This is a genomic window from Lactobacillus corticis, assembly GCF_018327645.1.
GTDB classification, from domain to species: Bacteria; Bacillota; Bacilli; order Lactobacillales; family Lactobacillaceae; genus Lactobacillus; species Lactobacillus corticis.
In genome coordinates this window covers 26989-46726 of sequence record NZ_BMAY01000007.1, presented here as the reverse complement: position 1 = coordinate 46726, position 19738 = coordinate 26989, and the positions used below count along the sequence as shown (strand labels likewise).

The 19738-nt window shown below is 41.9% G+C and carries 18 protein-coding genes; 17 read left to right on the top strand and 1 reads right to left on the bottom strand.

From position 1 onward, the window contains the following. Positions 1–72 precede the first annotated feature (72 nt). The 17 genes from rnc (at position 73) to KI210_RS05535 (ending at position 18503) form a co-directional block, all read left to right on the top strand. Positions 73–756, top strand: a complete 684-nt coding sequence (gene rnc / locus KI210_RS05615) for a ribonuclease III (protein ID WP_212780924.1) — start codon at positions 73–75, stop codon at positions 754–756. A 13-nt stretch (positions 757–769) separates the two neighbouring features. Beyond that, complete coding sequence (gene smc / locus KI210_RS05610) at positions 770–4333, top strand: chromosome segregation protein SMC (protein WP_212780923.1); 3564 nt, start codon at positions 770–772, stop codon at positions 4331–4333. Next, positions 4334–5524 (top strand): signal recognition particle-docking protein FtsY, encoded by a 1191-nt coding sequence (ftsY, locus tag KI210_RS05605; RefSeq protein WP_212780922.1) that lies wholly within the window; start codon positions 4334–4336, stop codon positions 5522–5524. 53 nt (positions 5525–5577) lie between these two features. Further along, on the top strand, positions 5578–7002 hold the full coding sequence (locus KI210_RS05600) for a C69 family dipeptidase (RefSeq protein ID WP_212780921.1): 1425 nt from the start codon (positions 5578–5580) through the stop codon (positions 7000–7002). 142 nt (positions 7003–7144) lie between these two features. After that, positions 7145–7825, top strand: a complete 681-nt coding sequence (locus tag KI210_RS05595; RefSeq protein WP_212780920.1) for a flavodoxin — start codon at positions 7145–7147, stop codon at positions 7823–7825. Continuing rightward, positions 7825–9111: an FAD-binding oxidoreductase gene (locus KI210_RS05590; protein WP_212780919.1), complete on the top strand. Its 1287-nt coding sequence runs from the start codon at positions 7825–7827 to the stop codon at positions 9109–9111. The genes KI210_RS05595 and KI210_RS05590 overlap by 1 nt, the downstream gene beginning before the upstream one ends. 141 nt (positions 9112–9252) lie before the next feature. Further along, positions 9253–10242 (top strand): asparaginase, encoded by a 990-nt coding sequence (locus tag KI210_RS05585; RefSeq protein WP_212780918.1) that lies wholly within the window; start codon positions 9253–9255, stop codon positions 10240–10242. Between the two features lie 72 nt (positions 10243–10314). After that, complete coding sequence (ylxM, locus tag KI210_RS05580; RefSeq protein ID WP_212780917.1) at positions 10315–10656, top strand: YlxM family DNA-binding protein; 342 nt, start codon at positions 10315–10317, stop codon at positions 10654–10656. A 7-nt stretch (positions 10657–10663) separates the two neighbouring features. Continuing rightward, positions 10664–12091: a signal recognition particle protein gene (gene ffh / locus KI210_RS05575; RefSeq protein WP_212780916.1), complete on the top strand. Its 1428-nt coding sequence runs from the start codon at positions 10664–10666 to the stop codon at positions 12089–12091. A gap of 98 nt (positions 12092–12189) precedes the next feature. Further along, the gene (gene rpsP, locus KI210_RS05570) at positions 12190–12462 is read left to right on the top strand and encodes a 30S ribosomal protein S16 (protein WP_212780915.1); all 273 of its coding nucleotides are present in this window, start codon (positions 12190–12192) and stop codon (positions 12460–12462) included. A gap of 60 nt (positions 12463–12522) precedes the next feature. After that, positions 12523–13032, top strand: a complete 510-nt coding sequence (rimM, locus tag KI210_RS05565; protein ID WP_212780914.1) for a ribosome maturation factor RimM — start codon at positions 12523–12525, stop codon at positions 13030–13032. Then, positions 13022–13747 carry a tRNA (guanosine(37)-N1)-methyltransferase TrmD gene (gene trmD, locus KI210_RS05560; protein WP_212780913.1) on the top strand — a complete coding sequence of 242 codons (726 nt, stop codon included), beginning with the start codon at positions 13022–13024 and terminating at the stop codon, positions 13745–13747. The genes rimM and trmD overlap by 11 nt, the downstream gene beginning before the upstream one ends. 144 nt (positions 13748–13891) lie before the next feature. Next, positions 13892–14242, top strand: a complete 351-nt coding sequence (gene rplS, locus KI210_RS05555; protein ID WP_212780912.1) for a 50S ribosomal protein L19 — start codon at positions 13892–13894, stop codon at positions 14240–14242. 123 nt (positions 14243–14365) lie between these two features. After that, positions 14366–14617 (top strand): DUF896 domain-containing protein, encoded by a 252-nt coding sequence (locus KI210_RS05550; RefSeq protein WP_212780911.1) that lies wholly within the window; start codon positions 14366–14368, stop codon positions 14615–14617. Positions 14618–14691: 74 nt separating this feature from the next. Further along, positions 14692–14910, top strand: coding sequence for a YneF family protein (locus KI210_RS05545; protein WP_212780953.1), 219 nt, complete (start codon positions 14692–14694; stop codon positions 14908–14910). Positions 14911–14971: 61 nt separating this feature from the next. Next, positions 14972–16711, top strand: coding sequence for an ABC transporter ATP-binding protein (locus tag KI210_RS05540; RefSeq protein WP_212780910.1), 1740 nt, complete (start codon positions 14972–14974; stop codon positions 16709–16711). 1 nt (position 16712) lies between these two features. Continuing rightward, positions 16713–18503 (top strand): ABC transporter ATP-binding protein, encoded by a 1791-nt coding sequence (locus KI210_RS05535; protein ID WP_212780909.1) that lies wholly within the window; start codon positions 16713–16715, stop codon positions 18501–18503. 39 nt (positions 18504–18542) lie between these two features. Here KI210_RS05535 and KI210_RS05530 read toward each other — a convergent pair whose 3' ends face one another. Beyond that, positions 18543–19715: an SAM-dependent methyltransferase gene (locus tag KI210_RS05530; protein ID WP_212780908.1), complete on the bottom strand. Its 1173-nt coding sequence runs from the start codon at positions 19713–19715 to the stop codon at positions 18543–18545. Positions 19716–19738: the final 23 nt, after the last annotated feature.

Here is a 19738-nt window from a genome sequence, read left to right as displayed (position 1 = left end):
TCTTATGGAAGTGCCCTTTTTTTGCTGGTCTTAAAACTGGTATAATCTCTAGTATATACAAAGGGGAACAGTATGCTTAGTAAGAAATTTATCAAACGTTTAAAAGACGATTATGGAATTGTATTTAATGATCAAAAATTACTAGAAGAAGCTTTTACTCATTCTTCATATGCCAATGAGCATCCCGAAGGTCCTCGAAATTATGAAAAACTCGAATTTTTGGGCGATGCTGTTTTGGAATTGGCAATTAGTGATTTTGTTTACCGCCATTTTCCTAAACTGAATGAAGGGGAACTTACCCGTTTAAGATCTAATATTGTTAGGACTGAAGGCTTTTCCGAATTTGCTGTCGAATGTGGTTTCCAAGACGAAATCCATTTAGGGCGCGGGGAAGAGCTAGCTGGCGCACGGAAGCGGAAAACGTTATTAGAAGATGTATTTGAAGCTTTTAACGGTGCTTTGTTCCTTGACCAAGGCATGAAGGCAGTCGAACATTTTCTGCACCTTACGGTTTATCCGCTGATTGCAGCCGGAAAGTTTAATGCGTCACGTGATTATAAAACTGATTTGCAAGAGTTTTTACAACAAAATGGACCGGTTGATATCGAATATGTCACGATTCAAGAGAGCCAGCAGCCTTCCAATTTTGTAGTTGAGCTGCACATCAATGGTAAAGTCATTTCGCAAGGAAATGGTCATAATAAAAAACAAGCTGAACAAGCTGCTGCCCAAGCAGCACTTTCCAAGCTTGAGTAGGAGGAATAGCTAGATGCCCTTAACAGAACTGATTATTAATGGTTTTAAGTCGTTTGCCGATGAAACGACCATTCATTTCAGTAAAGGCATTACTGGTATTGTTGGCCCCAACGGCAGCGGTAAAAGCAATATTACCGAAGCCATTCGTTGGGTTATGGGTGAAGCCAGTGCAAAATCGCTGCGTGGCAGCAATATGAAAGATGTTATTTTTGCTGGTAGCGATACGCGTCCGCCATTGAACCGGGCCAGTGTAACCCTGGTTTTTGATAACAGCGATCACGGACTATCAATGGATAGCGAACAAGTCGCAGTCAGTCGGCGGATTTTACGAGCAGGCGAATCGGAATATTTGATTAACAATCAGCAAGTTCGCTTAAAAGATGTCCGTGCCTTATTTTTAGACTCGGGAATTTCGCAAAACTCATTGGCGATTATTTCTCAGGGACGGGTTGATCAAATCCTAAATTCCCGTCCAGAAGAGCGCCGGGTAATTTTTGAAGAGGCTGCGGGTGTTCTGCACTTTAAAGAACAAAAGCATGAAGCCGAACTGGAACTTGAACGGACCAATGATAATTTGATTAGAATTAATGATCTGGTTAAAGAACTTTCTGGTCGTTTAGAGCCCTTGCATGAACAAAGTAGTTTAGCTAAGGAATACAAGTTTCAAAAAGCTGGCCTTGATGCCAAACTAAAGACTTTGTTGGCTTTTGAAATCAGTGATTTTGCCAGTGAAAAGGACAAATTAGCCGATCAAGCTGCCAGAAATCAACAGATTTTAACCAAGCTAGATACTGAGGTTAAAGATTCTCAAGCAAAATTAACAGCGCAAAAAAATGCCTACAATCAATTAGCTGATACGCGCCAGCAACTGCAGGAAAAGCAGTTAGAATTGACCCAAAAATTATCGGAAATAAATACCAAACTGCAAGTTGCTGAGCAGTCAGAACAATTTGATACTGCAACCAAAGATGAGTACCAAAAGCAATTGCAAGCTGCTTCTAAAAACATCCAGGATTTAACAACGGATATTGCTAAATTAAGAAAAGCAAGCAATGCCGTTAAAAATGAAGCTGAGGCTTTAACAGCGCAAAAAACTAAATTGCAAGCTGAGCTTAAAGAAGACCCAGCCCAATTAGCTAAGCGGCTTGAGGATACGCGGTCAGCCTATATTCAAACTTTGCAAGATCAAACTAGTGCCAAAAATGAACTAGCTTACTTGCAGGCAGAGTTAGAACGGGCCAAGAATGACCATAGTCTAGAAGCTGAGGACAGCAGTCAGGAACTGGTTAAGGCTAAGCAAGAACTGGAAGAATTGCGCAAAGCGGGTGAAACCGATAAGACTCAGCGGACCGACCTGCTGCAAGCGATCAAACGCTTAGACCAAGCAACTAATGAAAAAATTGCGCAGGTGCAAGCGTTGCGCCAGCAGGCTAATCAAACCAATCGTCAGCTGGACCAAGTAGAAGCGCGGCATGAAGCGCTGGTTAACATTCAAAAACGGCACGAAGGCTACTACTTTGGCGTTCGCAATGTGCTTAACCATTTGGACCAATTCCCCGGTGTCATTGGGGCAGTCGGAGAATTAATCACTTTTCCGGCCCAACTAGAAGCCGCCATAACCACGGCCTTGGGGGGCGGGGTTCAGGATTTGATTACTGAATCACGAACTAGTGCACGGGATAGTATTAATCGTTTGAAGCAAAAGCACGCTGGCCGGGCAACCTTTTTACCGCTGGATGGCTTGCGAAATTATGCCATTCCGAGTTCAACGATTAAGTTGCTTGAACAATATGCTGGTTTTCAAGGGATTGCTAGCGACTTAGTAGCTCCTAATAGTCCAACTGACATTTCTGCTGCTATCAATTATTTGTTAGGCACAGTGATCGTTGTTGACACCATTGAAACGGCCCTGGAAGTTCAAAAACGCGTAAATCGCTATCGCATTATTACCCTTGATGGGGATGTGATTGCTCCAGGCGGTTCAATGACTGGTGGCGAGCGCAACCGTAAAAACAACTCGCCTTTACAAACAAGTGCCGAGATTAGACAACTGCAAGATAAAATAGCACAGCTGCAAAAAAACGCCCAAAGTCTCCAAGAAGAATTATCAACTACTTTGCAGGACCAGGAGAAATCGAGTCAAGAACTGGAAAAGCTCAAGGGGAACTTGCAAGAATTAAATCAGACTCTTAGTGAAGAAGCCCTTTCCTACCAGAATCAAGCCAAAGAAGTGAAACGCCTAGAGGATGCGCAAAAGTTATTTACTAGTCGGAAAGCTGCTAAAGCCGCTCGAATTTCTGAAATTACCCGACAAATGACTGATAAAACGGATCGGCAAACTGAATTGGCTGATTTAGCTGACAAAGAGCAGCAGGAAGTTGCGGCTTTAGAGCAAAGAATTAAGAATTTCAATGAAGCCAGCAAAGAAATTCAAGCCCAAGTTGCCCAATTAGATCCTAAGATTGCGGTTTTAGCAAATAAATCTGAAAACCTTAAACAGCAAATTGCAGAAAAAACCAAACGCTTAACTGATCAAGAAACTAGTCAAGCAGAATTAAAGCAAAAACTGACTGCCTTAGCTGAAAATGGTGAGCTTTCAGATAAGCGTAAGGCCGATTTGCGCCAAGAAGCGGATAAACTGGATCAGCAAAAAGGCGAGAATAGTGCTAAGCTTGCCCAATTGAGTGCTAAGTTAGGACAATTTGATGCGAAAATTAGTCAACTTGATCAGGTAGCTACTCGTAATTATGATTTGCGTAAAGATGCTGCCTTAGAGCAAGAACAATTTTCGGTTAAGATTGCCAAACTAAACGAGCAAATTAACCAACGTTTGGACACTTTATCAAATGATTATCAGTTAACTTATGAAGCTGCTTTAGACCAAGCAGCTGGGGAGAATACCGCTGAAAATCGGCAAAAGCTGGCACGGGAAGTTAAACTTCACAAGATGTCGCTAGAGGACATTGGACCAGTTAACCTTTCTTCAATTCAAGAATATGAAGATGTCAAAGAACGGTACGACTTTTTGCACGACCAGCAGGACGATCTAATTCAAGCCCGGTCAAACCTGGAAGCGTCGATGAGTGAGCTTGATAGTGAAGTGAAAAATCGCTTTAATGAAACCTTTACGCAAATTGCTGCCAGTTTCAAGCAGATGTTCCCACAGGTCTTTGGCGGAGGTGAGGCCAAACTGATTTTGACCGATCCTGACGATCTTTTAACCACAGGCGTTGAAATTATTGCTCAGCCACCTGGCAAGAAACTGCAAAGACTAAGTTTGCTCTCTGGGGGAGAACGGGCACTAACGGCGATTACGCTGTTGTTTGCGATGCTGCAAGTCAGCCCCGTTCCCTTCTGCGTATTGGACGAAGTTGAAGCGGCTTTGGACGAAACCAATGTGACCCGCTTTGCCCGCTTTATGCAAAAATATGACCTGCATACGCAATTTATTGTAATCACGCACCGGCGAGGCATGATGCAGCAAGCAGACCAACTCTTTGGGGTAGTCATGCAGGAATCTGGCGTTTCTAAAGTTTTATCAGTATCATTGAAAGATATTAAGGACGAGGTGGAATAATTGGGATTATTTGATAAGATCAAAAAGACGCTCTTTGGCAGTGAGGACGAGGATAAAGCCAAAAATGAAGCTGCCGACCAAGCTAGCGAGAAAAACGACGACGCAGCACAAACTGAGACCGAACCAGCTGAGACCGAAGCTGCTGAGCCAGAATCAGCTGAGACTGCCGAGGTTGAAAGTAAACCAGCTGAAGAAGCTGAAACTTCCGAAAATGGCGGAACTGAAACTGCTCCAGCAGAACCAGTAAATGAAGCTGCCGAAACCCAAACCGAACTGTATGAAAAAGGACTTGAAAAGACCAATCAAGGGTTTGGTGCGCGGTTAAATGCCTTTTTTGCTAAATTTAGAACTGTTGACGAAGATTTTTTTGATGATCTGGAAGAATTGCTGATTGAATCCGATGTAGGGTATGAAACGGCTGAACAATTGACCGATGCTTTGCGGGATGAAGCTAAATTGCAAAATGCCAAATCTCGCGATGAACTCAAAAAGGTGATCGTTGAAAAATTAGTTGATATTTATGACCAAAATGGCTCAAGCGAAAACGAGCAGCTGCGTACTAGCGCCCAAGGACCTACTGTTTACCTGTTCGTTGGCGTCAACGGCGCCGGCAAGACCACCACGATCGGAAAACTAGCCCAGCGTTATCAAAAGCAAGGCAAAAAAGTTCTCTTGGCTGCAGCTGACACCTTTAGAGCAGGTGCGGTTGAACAGCTAAAAGAATGGGGACGCCGAACCAATGTTCCGGTAGTCGCCGGGGCTGACCAAGCTGATCCTGCCTCAGTCGTCTATGATGCCGTCCAAAAGGCCAAAGATGAAGATTATGACTACTTGTTAGTTGATACTGCGGGACGGTTGCAAAACAAAGTCAACTTGATGAATGAGCTGGAAAAAATCGAGCGTACGATCAAGAAATTGTTGCCAGACCAGCCAACCGAAACTTTGTTAGTTTTAGATGGCTCGACCGGCCAAAATGCGCTAATGCAAGCCAAAGATTTTGATAAAACTACCAAACTCACTGGTTTGGTGCTAACCAAGCTGGATGGTTCCTCTAAAGGCGGGGTTGTTTTAGCAATCAGAAATGAAATGAAATTGCCGGTTAAGCTGGTCGGTTTAGGTGAAAAAGCGGAAGATTTGGCTGATTTTAATGCAGCTGATTACGCGATTGGCTTGTTCCACGGACTGGTTTAACGATAGAATAGAACTAGAGTAGATATTGAGTAAAAATTAAGATAGGAGTTATTATGAAAGAATATTCTGCATGTACGACTATTTTAGTGGGGAAAAATGCCTCAATTGATGGGTCAACCATGATTGCCCGGAATGACGATACTTTTCGTCCCATCACCCCGCAAAAATTCATCATTGAACCAGCTAGAAATGGTGAAAAGGGTAAAAAGATCAAGTCTTGGTTAAACAAATTTGAAATGGAATTACCTGAAGATGCGCAGCGTGTTCCAGCAGTACCGAACGTTGACTATAAGCATCGGGGCTATTACGACGAAAGCGGCATTAATGAAGAAAATGTCGCAATGTCATGTACTGAATCAACTTATGGCAATGAAAGAACCTTGGCCTTTGATCCATTGGTTGTTGATGGGCTGGACGAAGATTGTATGCAAACAGTCGTGCTGCCATATATTCATTCTGCTCGCGATGGCGTGCGCTATTTAGGCGAATTAATCAAGAAATTTGGCTCACCTGCCGGCAATTCCGTGCTTTTTAGTGATAAAGATGAAGTTTGGTACATGGAAATCGTCACTGGCCATCATTGGGTTGCTCAACGCATCCCTGATGATTGTTATGCGATTGCGGCCAACCGGGTTTCAATTGAACAAGTTGACTTTAATGATCCGGACAATTTTATGTGGAGTGAAGGAATCCAAGAATTTGTCGCTGAACATAAATTAAATCCCGACAAAGAAGGTTGGAACTTCCGGCACATTTTTGGTACTTATACGGAACAAGACCGTCACTACAATACCAGCCGAGTTTGGTACGGGCAAAAGTACTTTAACCCCGAGATCGAACAGGACCCAGAAGATCCCGATTTGCCATTTATCCGTAAGACGAGCAAACTGATTAGTCGCGAAGATATTGAATATATCTTAGGCAGTCACTATCAAGACACGCCATTTGACCCATTTGGCAAGGGGACTGAAGAAGAAAAGCACCGCTACCGTCCAATTGGTTTGAACCGGACGCAAAATGCCCATATTTTACAAATCAGAAGCGATGTTCCTGAAGAAATGGCTGGCATCATGTGGCTCTGCATTGGTGGACCAACCTTTACCCCATTCATTCCGTTCTTCACAAATATGAATGATACTGATCCAAGTTTTAATAATACTTCAATGGAATACAACTTGAATGATGCTTGGTGGTACTACAAGTCATTTGCCGCTTTGGTTGAAAGCCACTACCCACAATTCGTGCAATTAGACATCAAGTACCTTGAAGAATTGAACCGCTACTTCCGTGGCCGGGTTGAAGAAATTATTGCCGGGGCGGCAGGCAAGCGTGGTGAAGAACTGACTGCTTACTTGACTAGCGAAAACCAAAAGACGGTTGCTCATACCAAGGCAGATACCGAAAAGCTTTGGGGTGAGATGTTTACTAAGTCAATTGAGATGTCGAAGTTAACCTTTAACATGGATGCAAACTTATAGCAAAAAGCTGACCTAGGTCAGCTTTTTTTGTTAGCCCCAGCATGCCTTGTGCGCATACTATAATACGCTTTTGGCATTTTTTAATAAACAATCATTAATTTATAATTAAAACATCGATAAGCTATTATAGGAGGTACAAAATATGCGAAAGAGAAGAGCTTTGCTAATTGGCATCCTGCTGGTATTGGTTGGATTAGTATTTGCTTGGGATTTTAGTCGTGGGCAAAATAATGGGAGCAGTTCTTCGTCCCAAACTCAAACCAGCACTAACAGTGGCAATGGAACTACTTCCAAGGCCAAAAAGCGTGCGGGAAAAATTTTGGTGGTTTATTTCTCAAGAAGGCAGGGCGTTTATAATGGTCCCTTAAAAGTCGGCAATACTAAACGCGTAGCCGATTTTATACAAAAGGCGACCGGCGCCGATGAATATGAAATTGTGCCGAAAAAGAAATATCCAAGGAGCTATGACAGAACGACTGAAGTAGCGCAAGAAGAGCAAGAAAATAATGCTCGTCCAGCGATTAAAAATAAACTGCCTAATGTTGCAAAATACGACACGATTTTTATTGGAGCCCCAATTTGGTGGAGCGAGTATCCAATGGTAGTCAGAACCTTTCTTGATAAGGAGCAAAAAGACTTAGCCAACAAAACCCTAGTTCCGTTTACCACGCACCAAGGATCAGGTTTGGGCAACACCGAGGAACAACTCAAATCTCAATTCCCTAAAGCCAAAGTTTTATCTGGCTTTTCAGTTACCGGTGATGATGCTGCCAAGGCAGAACCTAGTGTCAATCGGTGGTTAAAACGAATTGGAGTAAAATAATGCGCAAATCTAGTCGCTTTTCCGTTTTTTGCCTGTGGTTGATCATATTATTGGTTTTGCCCTTGCCCTTAATTGTCTTGCTCAACACCGAATTGTTAGATACCCAAAGAAATTTAGTAATCTATGATTTTGGTATTTTGGCTTATGTGTGGTGGTTAGCTGCTTTATATTTAGCTGGGAGGCCAAAGTATCTTGAGCAAGCAATTGGCCTGCCTAAAATTTATCTGATTCATGGTCTTCTCGGGATAACAGCTATTATTGCAGCTTTTATTCATCGCCAAAATGCCTTTTCAATGCATCAACCAATAAAATTAACTGGAGATTGGGCTTGGTATTTGGCGGTATTTGGACTGCTTTATGCGATTATCTTTTTATCCGGTTGGTTGACCGACAGTTTTCAAATCTTTGCTAAAATAAAGGCACAGTTAGAAAAAGTCTTTAAGCAGCAAATAACTATGTGGATTCACCGACTTCAAATAGTAGTTATTGGATTAATATGGTTACACGTTCATCTCATAAATCGAATTGCGATTTTGCTGCCATTTATCTTGCTTTTTGACTTTTACACGATCTTCTTTTTAGGCTGCTTTTTATATCAAAAATATCTTCCAAATAATTTAATGAGGGCGGGGATTTTAGTGGACAATCAAGCTTTGTCCCCAAATGTCCGTTTGGTTCGGGTCAAATTTGCCAAAAAGCAGCAATATGGAGCTGGTGATATCTTTTTCATCAAGTTTCCTATGGAAAAACTTGGCCGGGAGTGGCACCCGTTCTCAGTTGCCAATCGCGTTAATGCCGCTGAGGTAGAATTTGTGATTCAAGAAAAAGGCGACCTTACTCGGAAGATTTCTCAAATAAAACCCAATACGCCAATTAAGCTAATGGGGCCATACGGACTTTTTGATCAGGAATTTAAAAGTTTGCCGCTCGACAACCCCATAGTGCTATATGCCTTGGGGACAGGGATTGCTCCACTGAGGAGTTTGTTATACCAGTACGGGGACCTGCGAAAAATTCACTTAATTTGGACCAGCAGCGACCAAAAAGAATTATATTTTGATGCCGAATTGCGCAATTTTGCCCAAGGCCATCGCAATATTAGCTATCAGAGCAAGGTCCATCGCTATTCCCAAGCTGAATTGGCCAAGGTCCTGACGAAAGCAGAACTGCAAGAAGGGCACTTTTTTATCGTCGGTCCTAATTTGGCTGTCTTGGATCTTGAACAAGAATTCCTTGATTTGGGAGTGAAAAAGAATCGTCTTCATGATGAAAGATTAACCATGTAGTTTTAATAGTGCTTTTTTAGTCACGGTTTAAGAGGAGTCAAAACTCCTCTTTTTTTGCTAAAATTCTGATAAGACGTGATAAAGTGGTAAAATCAAGCTACTTGGTCCTGATCAATTTTTGACGAAAGGTTAGTCACTCCCATGAAAAAAATTCTCTTATTATCAACTGGCGGTACGATTGCTTCAGCGGTTTCAGAAAGTGGTTTAGTGCCAAAAGAATCCGGTGAAAATCTATTGGCACGGTTAGGCACGCTGCCTTATGACGTGGATGTTAAAGATATCTTGCAATTGGATTCTTCTAATATTCAACCGGAAGAATGGAAATTAATTGCGCAAAAGATCTATCAATATCGCCTCAAATATGATGGTATCGTAGTTTCGCATGGGACTGATACCATGGCTTATACGGCATCCATGCTGTCATTCATGCTGCAGCACATTGAAATTCCGGTAGTTTTGACTGGAAGCCAGGTGCCCTTAAATGTGGTTTTAAGCGATGCGGCCGATAATCTCCGTTTAGCTTTTGCCGCTGCTGCCACTTGCCCTAGTGGCATTTACTTAGCTTTTAATCGCAAAATTATGTTAGGCTGTCGCACGGTCAAAGTACGCACTACTAATTTTGATGCCTTTGAAAGCGTGAACGTGCCTCCAGTTGCTAAAGTAACCTCTGACGGCATGGTTTTTGATCCAGAATTCAGAGAATTTTGTCAAAAGCGTCCTCAATTAGCTTGTCGCTTGGAAGCAGAGATCAATACGCACGTGGCTTTGGTTAAACTGTTTCCGGGGTTTGATCCTAAGTTGCTCTATGCGATGGCCGACTCTGGGTGCGAGGGGATCGTAATTGAAGCTTACGGCCTTGGCGGGATGACCTTTACGCGCAGAAATATGGTTAAAGCAGTTGGTGATTTGATTAAACGGGGCATCCCGGTTATTGCCAGCAGTCAGTGTTTATATGAAAGAAGCGATCTTACTAAGTATGAAGTTGGTCGGCTGGCGCTGTTGGAAGGGGCGATCACAGCGCGGGATATGACTAGTGAAAGTGCGATTACTAAATTAATGTGGGGCTTAGGCCAAGGACTTGATATCAGCGATTTATTTGCCAGCAACCTAGTTGGTGAGGTTACTATTTAAAGTTGACGAAAAGAACCGGCTATTGTGGGAAGCAAACGGTTTTTTTGCTATACTGATTCAAGGTGAAGATTCATGGATGAGTTGACTAAAAATGAACGTCTTGGCGATCTTTATGCCTATTATGGTCCGTTATTGACCAAGGCACAGCAAGATTACTTTGAAGACTACTATTATAATGACCTGTCTTTGAGCGAAATAGCCACTAACCATGGAGTTTCGCGTCAAGCAGTTTATGATAATACCAAACGAACTGCCAAAATATTGGAAGATTACGAAGCTAAACTGCATTTTAAGCGTGATTTGACGCACTTAGATCAGTTGTCTCATGAGACGGAGCAATTGCTGACCCAAGATAAAAAAACAGCAGCAGTAACCAAATTACATGAAATGCAGAAAATAATCAGAGGAGAATAGCAAATTTATGGCTTTTGAAAATTTGAGCGAACGCCTGCAGAAAGCATTAAGAAATTTAACTGGTAAAGGGAAGATCAGTGAAGAGGATATCAACAAAGCTAGTCGGGAGATCAGACTGGCCCTGCTTGAGGCCGATGTCAACTTCAAGGTGGTCAAGGACTTTATCAAGAAAATTAAGCAAGAAGCTTTAGGTAAAGAAGTCCAAGAGTCGCTTAATCCAGGCCAACAAGTAATTAAAATTGTTAATGAAGAGCTAACTAAGATGATGGGTGAAGAAAATGTCACCCTGACTAAGTCAAAGCATATCCCAACAATTATCATGATGGTCGGTTTACAAGGTACCGGTAAAACTACAACGGTTGGTAAATTGGCTTTACGTTTGAAAAAACAAGAGCATGCCCGTCCTTTGTTAATTGCCGGGGACATTTATCGGCCGGCCGCAATTGACCAGTTAAAGCAAATCGGTGAGCAAGTCGAGGTACCTGTTTACACTGAAGACAATCAAGATGTAGCTGAAATTGTTAAGCATGGTTTAGAAGAGGCAGACCAGCATAAGAACGATTACGTCATTATCGATACGGCAGGTCGGCTAGAAATTGACGAACCATTGATGGAAGAGCTGGAGCGAGTCAAAGCAGTTGCTCAACCTGATAACATCCTATTGGTTGTCGACGCCATGACTGGTCAAGTGGCAGCTGAAGTAGCCAAGACTTTTAATGAACGGCTCGATATAACTGGCGTCATCTTAACCAAGTTGGATGGTGATACCCGTGGTGGTGCGGCTTTGTCAATCAGAGCCATGACTGGCAAGCCAATCCTCTTCACTGGTGAAGGTGAAAAATTGACCGATCTGGAACCTTTCCATCCAGATCGAATGGCTTCCCGTATTTTAGGAATGGGCGATATGCTGACCTTGATTGAACGGGCTCAGCAAGATTATGATGCCAAAGAAGCCCAAAAAGTGGCTGAAAAGATGCGGGAGAACACTTTTGACTTCAATGACTTTATTGACCAGTTAGAACAAGTGCAAAAGATGGGGCCTCTGGACCAAATTATGAAAATGATTCCAGGAATGGCCAACAACCCGCAATTAAAGAATTTAAATGTCGATGAAGCGCAAATTGCCCATACTAAGGCGATTGTGTACTCAATGACGCCTGCGGAAAGAGAAGATCCAGAACTTTTGAACCCAAGTCGCCGGCGCCGAATTGCTGCTGGTTCGGGCCGCCCGGTGGTAGAGGTAAATCGGATGATCAAGCAGTTTAAGCAAGCTCGCGATCTCATGAATCAGGTCTCAAAGGGCAATATGAAAGGCTTGAGTGGCCTGCCGGGGATGGATTCGCCAATGGCCCAAATGGCAATGCGCCGGATGAATAAACAATTTAAGAAGAACAAGAAGAAACGCTTAAAGAAAATCAAACGTTTCCACTCATAATCTTTTGAAAAAAAGAGGCCTGCAAAGTAAAATTACTTTACAGGGTCTTTTTTTAGTGATATATTTATATTCGTTAAGTTTTAGGAGGAAATCAATTTATGTCAGTAAAAATTCGTATGCACCGGATGGGTGCCAAGAGAAAGCCTTTCTACAGAATCGTTATTGCCGACTCACGTGCACCTCGTGATGGTCGCTTCATCGAAGAAGTAGGTTACTACAACCCAGTTGCAACTCCAAAGGAATTGAAGTTGGACGAAGACAAGATTCTTGACTGGTTGAAGAAGGGTGCACAACCTTCAGACACTGTTCGTTCACTTCTTTCAGGCGCTGGCTTGATGACTAAGCTGCACGAATCAAAGTACAACAAGTAATTTGATGATTTAAAGTCTGGAGTTATGGCTCCAGGCTTTTTTTCTAACTTAGAGGTGAAAATGGAATTTTACGACGTAGCGCAGATTTTGACAACTCATGGTCTGAAGGGTGAAGTAAAGGTAAAAGTGATCACTGATTTTCCTGAAGACCGTTTTAAATCTGGTACCAAGCTTTACTTAAAAGGGTCAACGACTGCTCTTACCGTCCAAAATGGACGTCCTTTTAAGCAATTTTGGTTAGTGCAATTTGCCGAGGTAACTGAAATTGCTCAAGCTGAAAAGCTTCGGGGAAAAATCCTCACGGTTTCAAAAGAAGAGCGAGGAGAGCTGGCAGAAGGATATTACTTTGATGAAATTCTGGGATGCCAAGTGGTTGATAATCAAACTGGTGAGAAGATCGGCGAGATTATTGATATCGAACAGCCTGGGGCTAATGACATTTGGCAGGTTAAAGAAGAAAATGGCAAGACATTTTGGCTTCCTTTTGTCGATGCTTTCGTCAAAGAAGTTGCCGTTGACCAGAAAATGGTTAAGGTAGAGTTGATTGAGGGTTTGCGCGATGAAGATTAATGTTTTAACGCTTTTTCCTGATATGTTTACGCCATTAAAAACCTCGATGCTGGGGCGCGGACTTGAAGACGGCAAATGGGCGCTCAATTTGGTAAATTTTCGTGATTTTACCACTGATGTGCATCACCACGTAGATGATACTCCATACGGCGGAGGAGCCGGGATGGTGTTACAGATCATGCCAATTAAAAAAGCCCTTGATTCATTGCCGTCAAAAGGAAAGGTAATCATTACGGCCCCGCAAGGACGCACCTTTAATGAGCAAGTTGCGCAAGAATGGGCCAAAGAAGATGAATTGACCTTTATTTGCGGCCACTATGAAGGTTTTGATCAGCGAATTTATGATTTGGCCGATGAGACGGTTTCGATTGGCGATTATGTCTTAACGGGCGGCGAATTACCAACGATGTCGATGATTGATGCAACGGTTCGTTTGCTGCCGGGTATTTTAGGCAATAGTGCCAGTGCGGTTGAAGAATCTTTTTCTCACGGCTTGCTCGAATATCCCCAATATACCAGACCAGCTGATTTTGAAGGGCAGAAAGTACCTGACGTCTTAATTAGCGGAAATCACCAAAAGATTGCAGAATGGCGCCATAAAGAAGCTTTGCGGGCTACATATTTGCACCGTCCAGATATGCTGGAAGCGCGCGAATTGAGCGCTGAAGAAGTTAAAATGTTAAATGAAATCAAGGCTGAAGAGGCAGAAAAATAGTCTTTTTTAGCAAGAACAGCTTGATTAAATAAGACAAAATTTGGTATAATCGCAAAAGCGGTAAAATTTATCGCGGAATTTTGAAACTATGGGTATTCCGCTGGCACAAGATGTTGATGAATATCGTAGAAGGAGAAAATATTTATGGATCCATTAATTTACGATTTAACTAAAGACCAATTACGTGACGACATTCCTGACTTCCGTGCAGGTGACACTGTTCGTGTCCACGTACGTGTTGTTGAAGGTACTCACGAACGTATTCAGTTATTCGAAGGCGTTGTAATTAAGAAGAAGGGCTACGGCATTGGCGCAACTTACACTGTTCGTAAGATTGCTTCAGGTGTCGGCGTTGAACGTACTTTCCCAGTTAACACTCCACGTGTTGCTAAGCTTGAAGTTGTACGTCAAGGTCGTGTACGTCGTGCTAAGCTTTACTACTTGCGTTCACTTCATGGTAAGGCCGCAAGAATTCCAGAACGTCGTCGCGGTTAATGCGATTAAAGAGCTCTCAAGAACGAGGGCTTTTTATTTTGTTTGAAAATAATGCACTGAACTTTTCTTTTAAAAATAATTTAGGTATAGTTAAATTAACCAAGGTCATGGAGGTAATAAGCGATGGCAGAAAATGAAAATCAAGAGAATATTTTAAAGCGAATTAACGAGCTTTACCATAAAAAAGAAAATGGTGGCTTGACTCCTGAAGAAGAGGCTGAACGAAAGAAACTTCACGAGGAATACATTAAAAACTTTCGAGCTGGCTTCAAACAAACAATTGAAGATTTAGTGATCATTGATAAAAACGGCAAAGAGATAACTTCTGAAAAGGCCAAAGCAGCCCAAAGAAAAAAAGGTTTGCGAAAAGATTAATTTAGTCTTTCATTAATGGTCGATGCTTGATAGAATATAATAAGATTGTTTTGTTATGGAGGATTTTTAATATGATGAATACAGGCTTAGCTATCTTTTTAATAGTCGTAGCACTAGGTGTTGGTGTAATAGCCGGCTTTTATGGTGCACGGGCTTACATGAAGAAATATTTTAAGGAAAATCCTCCTATTAATGAAGATATGATTGTTGCGATGATGTCTCAAATGGGCCAAAAACCATCTGCTAAGAAGGTTAACCAGGTCATGAATATGATGAAACATCAACAAAAATAATCTTATTTGTGTGTGCGAAGGGTTTTCCCCTTCGCTTGTTTTGTTTATCAAGGAGAAAAAATTGGGAACTTTTAAAAAATTAGGCTGGTTTTTTAAGGCGAACCGCAAGCGTTACATCGTTGGCGTTAGTTTCTTAATTTTAACAGCGTTTTTGAACATTATTCCACCTAGACTTTTAGGTATTATGGCCGATCGTTTGGATCAAGGAAAAATAACTTGGTCGACTTTCTTTTTAGTAACTCTGGGAATAGCTGGTTCAGCGCTGCTTTTGTATTTTTGTCGTTACTTTTGGCGAAAAGAAATTTGGGGCGGGGCTGCTTTATTAGAAAAAGAAATGCGTCAAAAGCTCTTTGATCACTACCTCAAAATGGACCGGACCTTCTATCAAAAATATCGCACGGGTGACTTAATGGCCCATGCTACGAATGATATCAATGCGATTCAGTTCGTTGCTGGTGATGGGGTCTTAACCTTAGTAGATGCCTTGTTTACTGGTGGGATCACTTTGATCGCCATGATGTATTTTATCGATTGGCGCCTAACCATCATTTGTATGCTCCCAATGCCTTTATTGGCAGTAGGGGCTAGATTTTTGGGGACCAGATTGCATGATGCTTTTGACAAATCCCAAGCAGCTTTCTCGCGACTAAATAATAAAACCCAAGAATCAATTGCCGGCATCAAAGTCTTAAAAACCTTCGGTCAAGCAGAACAAGATGCAGCTGCTTTTGACAAGATGACTTACGATACGATTAAGATCAATAAAAATGTTTTCAAAATCGACTCGATGTACGACCCAATGTTCAATCTGATCATTGGTTTGACTTACATTCTGACTATTATTTTTGGAGGCGGGATGGTTATTAATAAAACCATTAGTCTCGGTCAGTTAGTTTCATTTGTTTCATATATCGGTCGCATGGATTGGCCAATGTTTGCGATCGGGGTACTTTTCAATATTCTTGAACGTGGCTCCGCTTCTTACGACCGGGTGATGAAAATCTTGAACGAAAAAAGTGCGGTTATTGACGCTCCAGGGCCCGCAAAAACCATCAAGGGTCAAATTGATTATGAGGTCGAAAGTTTTAAATATCCTGATGGCGAACAACCAGCTCTTAGCGATATCGAGTTTCACGTTAAGCCCGGTCAGACCTTAGGAATTGTAGGTAGAATTGGGGCCGGAAAGACTACTATTATCGATTTATTGATGCGCGAATTTGACAATTATGCTGGCCAAATTTTAGTTGATGGAGTTGACATTCGCAAGATTCCTCTAGATTCCTTGCTGCCACAGATTTCCTATGTGCCGCAGGAAAATTTCCTCTTCTCAATTTCGATCAAAGATAATATCGATTTTGCAGATCCAGCCGCCAGCATGACTGAAACCACCACAGCAGCTAAAAAAGCGGCACTTCATGATGATATTAAGCTTTTTAGTGACGATTACGAAACTTTAGTCGGAGAAAACGGAGTCTCCTTATCTGGAGGGCAGAAGCAAAGAATGGCAATTGCTCGGGCTCTGTTAAAAGACAGTCCAATTTTGATTTTAGACGATGCTTTGTCAGCCGTAGACGCCAAGACCGAAAAAACTATTTTGCATAATCTAAAAACTGAACGGCAAGCAAAGACGACAATTATTTCAACTCATCGCCTTAGTGCCGTGGCAGATGCAGACCAAATTGTCGTTTTAAAAGAAGGCAAGATAGTTGAGCGCGGTAAACATCAAGAGCTGTTAGACCAGGGAGGCTGGTATGCGCAAATGTGGGCTAAACAAGAATTAGAAGCAGAAGTGGAGGCATAAGATGGCACAAAAATATGAGTCAGTTTGGGCTAAAGCCATTCCAATCAAAGAGCAGTGGCAAATTACCAAACGCATTTTTCGTTTTGCCGGTATCTTTAAGTATGAATTTATTGCAGCTGGTAGCTTTGCAATTATTTCCTCTATTTTAGCTATCTTAATGCCACGCACGATTCAAGACTTTATGGATAACTACTTGGCAAAAGGCAGCAGCGATCACCGCTTGGTGTTTGCCTATGCTGGGATGTATGCTTTTCTGGTAATTGCCATAGCATTTATCGATTTTGGGAGAGATTACAGCTTCTCTTTAGCTAAAGAAAAGACTTTGGAGCTGATTCGCAGACGTTTATATAAAAAATTGCATGGCCTAGGGATGAGATATTTTGATCAAACGCCTGCCGGTTCCATTTTATCGAGAGTTACTAATGACACCATGACGATTAGTGACTATTTCCAAGTCTTTGCTTCAATCTTTCAAGGAATTGTTGCGATTATCACGGCTGTTATTGCAATGTATACGACTAATCGAACCGGAGCAATTATCGTTGCCTTATTCGTTCCCCTATATGTGTTGATCATTTGGATTTATCTTAAATTTATATCCAAAATCTATCGAGAATTTAGAGAACGCAATAGTTTAATCAATACTGAGTTAAACGAATCCTTGACGGGGATTTCAGTTATCCAAGAATTCCGTCAAGAAAAGCGAATTTCCGGAAACTTTGCTCATACCAACGATGAACAATTTGAAACTCGTAAACGGATGATCCGGATGAATTCCTTCCTTTTATCACCTTTAAATAGCTTGCTTTATTCCTTGGCTTTGACCTTTGTTTTGGCATATTTTGGTTATCCGCTCCATAAAACTTTTGTGGCTGCAGGGGTAATTTATGCATTTAGCCAATATGTCTCAAACTTCTTCAACCCCTTGTCCAATATGATGGATTCTTTGACCAGTTTCACAGATGGGGTGGTAGCTGGAAAAAGAATTTTTCGCATCATGGATGAAACTGAGTATGAGCCTGAACAACATCCGGTTGCGGGTAATACCATCAGTCAAGGCAAAATAGAATTTAAGCATGTTTCCTTTAGCTATGATGGGGAACATGAAATTTTGCATGATGTTAGTTTTGTGGTTAAGCCAGGCGAAACTTTAGGGATTGTTGGCCATACTGGTAGTGGGAAGAGTTCTATTATTAATGTCATGATGCGGTTTTATGAATTTGGTCAAGGCCAGGTACTGATCGATGATCTTGATATTCGAACTTTTTCTAAAGCTGAGTTACGCAAAAAACTTGGGCTGGTCTTGCAAGAACCATTTATGTTTTATGGCGACGTTGCTTCAAACATTAGATTGTACAACGAGGATATTACAGACGACCAGATCAAACGAGCAGCCGAAACTGTTCAGGCTGATGAGTTTATCGAAAAACTGCCAGGCAAATATCATGAACCGGTATTTGAAGGTGGGAGCGAATTTTCAAGCGGCGAGCGTCAATTGATTTCTTTTGCTCGAACTTTGGTTACTGATCCGAAGATCCTAGTCTTAGATGAAGCAACTGCTAATGTTGATACCGAAACCGAAAGCAAGATACAACAAGGACTGCGCAGTCTGCGTAAGGGAAGAACGACCTTGGCAATAGCCCACAGGCTGTCGACGATTAGTGATGCCAACCAAATCATTGTGCTTGATAAGGGCAGAATTATTGAACGTGGCACCCATGAAGAATTGTTGGCAAAACATGGATACTACTACAAGCTCTACACTTTGCAGCAAACGGGTGAAGTTGAGTAGAAAAAAAGCTGACTCATTTGAGTCAGCTTTCTTTTTATCTTAATAAATATAGTCACGCGTCATTGGCAGGGTCTTGCCTGAAGGTCCTTTGGTTAAGAGATATTGGCAAACGTCAATATTTCCAGATTCGAAACTAGCCGCACAAGCATTTAAGTATAAATCCCACATTCGGCAGAATTTCTTGCTTGACTTAGCTTCGACTTTTGGCCAGACAGCCTTGAAATTGCGATCCCAAATTTCCAGGGTTCTTTGATAGTGCCGTCGCAGCATTTCGACGTCAGCAATTTGCAATCCCGCTTCCGTAATCCGGTTAACGATTTCAGCCAGGCCTGGAATATAACCGCCTGGGAAGATATATTTATTAATCCAAGCGTTGGTGGCACCACCTTGTTGACGGGTAATCCCGTGAATCAAGGCGACGCCGTTAGTAGTTAAGTATTTAGCAACATCAGAGAAATATTCGCCTAATTTTTCTGCTCCAACGTGTTCAAACATTCCCACACTGGTGACGTAGTTAAATTGTCGATCGCCCAATTCACGGTAATCTTCAAGTAAAACCTCGGCTTGATTTTCTAAGCCCATTTCTTTAATTCTTGATTGAACTAAATGGTATTGCTCTTCTGAAAGAGTCACGCCGGTAACTTTTAGGCCATATTCTTTGGCAGCAGTAAGCATCAAGGTGCCCCAACCACAGCCGATATCTAGGAGCGTGTTGCCTTTTTGCGGATCTAATTTATCAAGGATGTGATGCACTTTGGCAATTTGGGCTTGTTCTAGATCGTCATTATTGCCATCAGTAAAGTAAGCACAAGAATAAGTCATCGTTGGATCAAGCCACAGTTTATAAAAGTCGTTGCCGATATCGTAATGGCTTTGCACGTCTTCTTTGCTCTGCTTTTCCGTGTGACTTTGTTTAGGAATGAATTTTCTAAATTTGCTGGAACGCATAAAACTTGTGGCAGACTGATAAGCGGAGTTAATGAGAGCTTGGATGCTGCCATTGATTTCAATGTCTCCGTTCATATAAGCTTCACCTAAAGCTAGCGAGGCACTATTGGTTATTTCTTTAATGGGAATTACCTTATGGAAGATGATTTCTGCTTGCGGTTCACCATTGCCGTAAGTTTCTTCCTTACCATCCCAGTATTTTACTTTTACAGGCATCGTGAAAGAATGCGATAACATGGTTTTGTAAAATGTTTTTTCAAGCACGTTGTTACCTCCATAATTTAGTA

Bases quoted from the DNA above. Each gene is read 5' to 3' on its own strand.
- rnc (WP_212780924.1), top strand. From the start codon at position 73: ATGCTTAGTAAGAAATTTATCAAACGTTTAAAAGACGATTATGGAATT.
- smc (WP_212780923.1), top strand. From the start codon at position 770: ATGCCCTTAACAGAACTGATTATTAATGGTTTTAAGTCGTTTGCCGAT.
- KI210_RS05600 (WP_212780921.1), top strand. From the start codon at position 5,578: ATGAAAGAATATTCTGCATGTACGACTATTTTAGTGGGGAAAAATGCC.
- KI210_RS05595 (WP_212780920.1), top strand. From the start codon at position 7,145: ATGCGAAAGAGAAGAGCTTTGCTAATTGGCATCCTGCTGGTATTGGTT.
- KI210_RS05590 (WP_212780919.1), top strand. From the start codon at position 7,825: ATGCGCAAATCTAGTCGCTTTTCCGTTTTTTGCCTGTGGTTGATCATA.
- KI210_RS05585 (WP_212780918.1), top strand. From the start codon at position 9,253: ATGAAAAAAATTCTCTTATTATCAACTGGCGGTACGATTGCTTCAGCG.
- ylxM (WP_212780917.1), top strand. From the start codon at position 10,315: ATGGATGAGTTGACTAAAAATGAACGTCTTGGCGATCTTTATGCCTAT.
- ffh (WP_212780916.1), top strand. From the start codon at position 10,664: ATGGCTTTTGAAAATTTGAGCGAACGCCTGCAGAAAGCATTAAGAAAT.
- rpsP (WP_212780915.1), top strand. From the start codon at position 12,190: ATGTCAGTAAAAATTCGTATGCACCGGATGGGTGCCAAGAGAAAGCCT.
- rimM (WP_212780914.1), top strand. From the start codon at position 12,523: ATGGAATTTTACGACGTAGCGCAGATTTTGACAACTCATGGTCTGAAG.
- trmD (WP_212780913.1), top strand. From the start codon at position 13,022: ATGAAGATTAATGTTTTAACGCTTTTTCCTGATATGTTTACGCCATTA.
- rplS (WP_212780912.1), top strand. From the start codon at position 13,892: ATGGATCCATTAATTTACGATTTAACTAAAGACCAATTACGTGACGAC.
- KI210_RS05550 (WP_212780911.1), top strand. From the start codon at position 14,366: ATGGCAGAAAATGAAAATCAAGAGAATATTTTAAAGCGAATTAACGAG.
- KI210_RS05545 (WP_212780953.1), top strand. From the start codon at position 14,692: ATGAATACAGGCTTAGCTATCTTTTTAATAGTCGTAGCACTAGGTGTT.
- KI210_RS05535 (WP_212780909.1), top strand. From the start codon at position 16,713: ATGGCACAAAAATATGAGTCAGTTTGGGCTAAAGCCATTCCAATCAAA.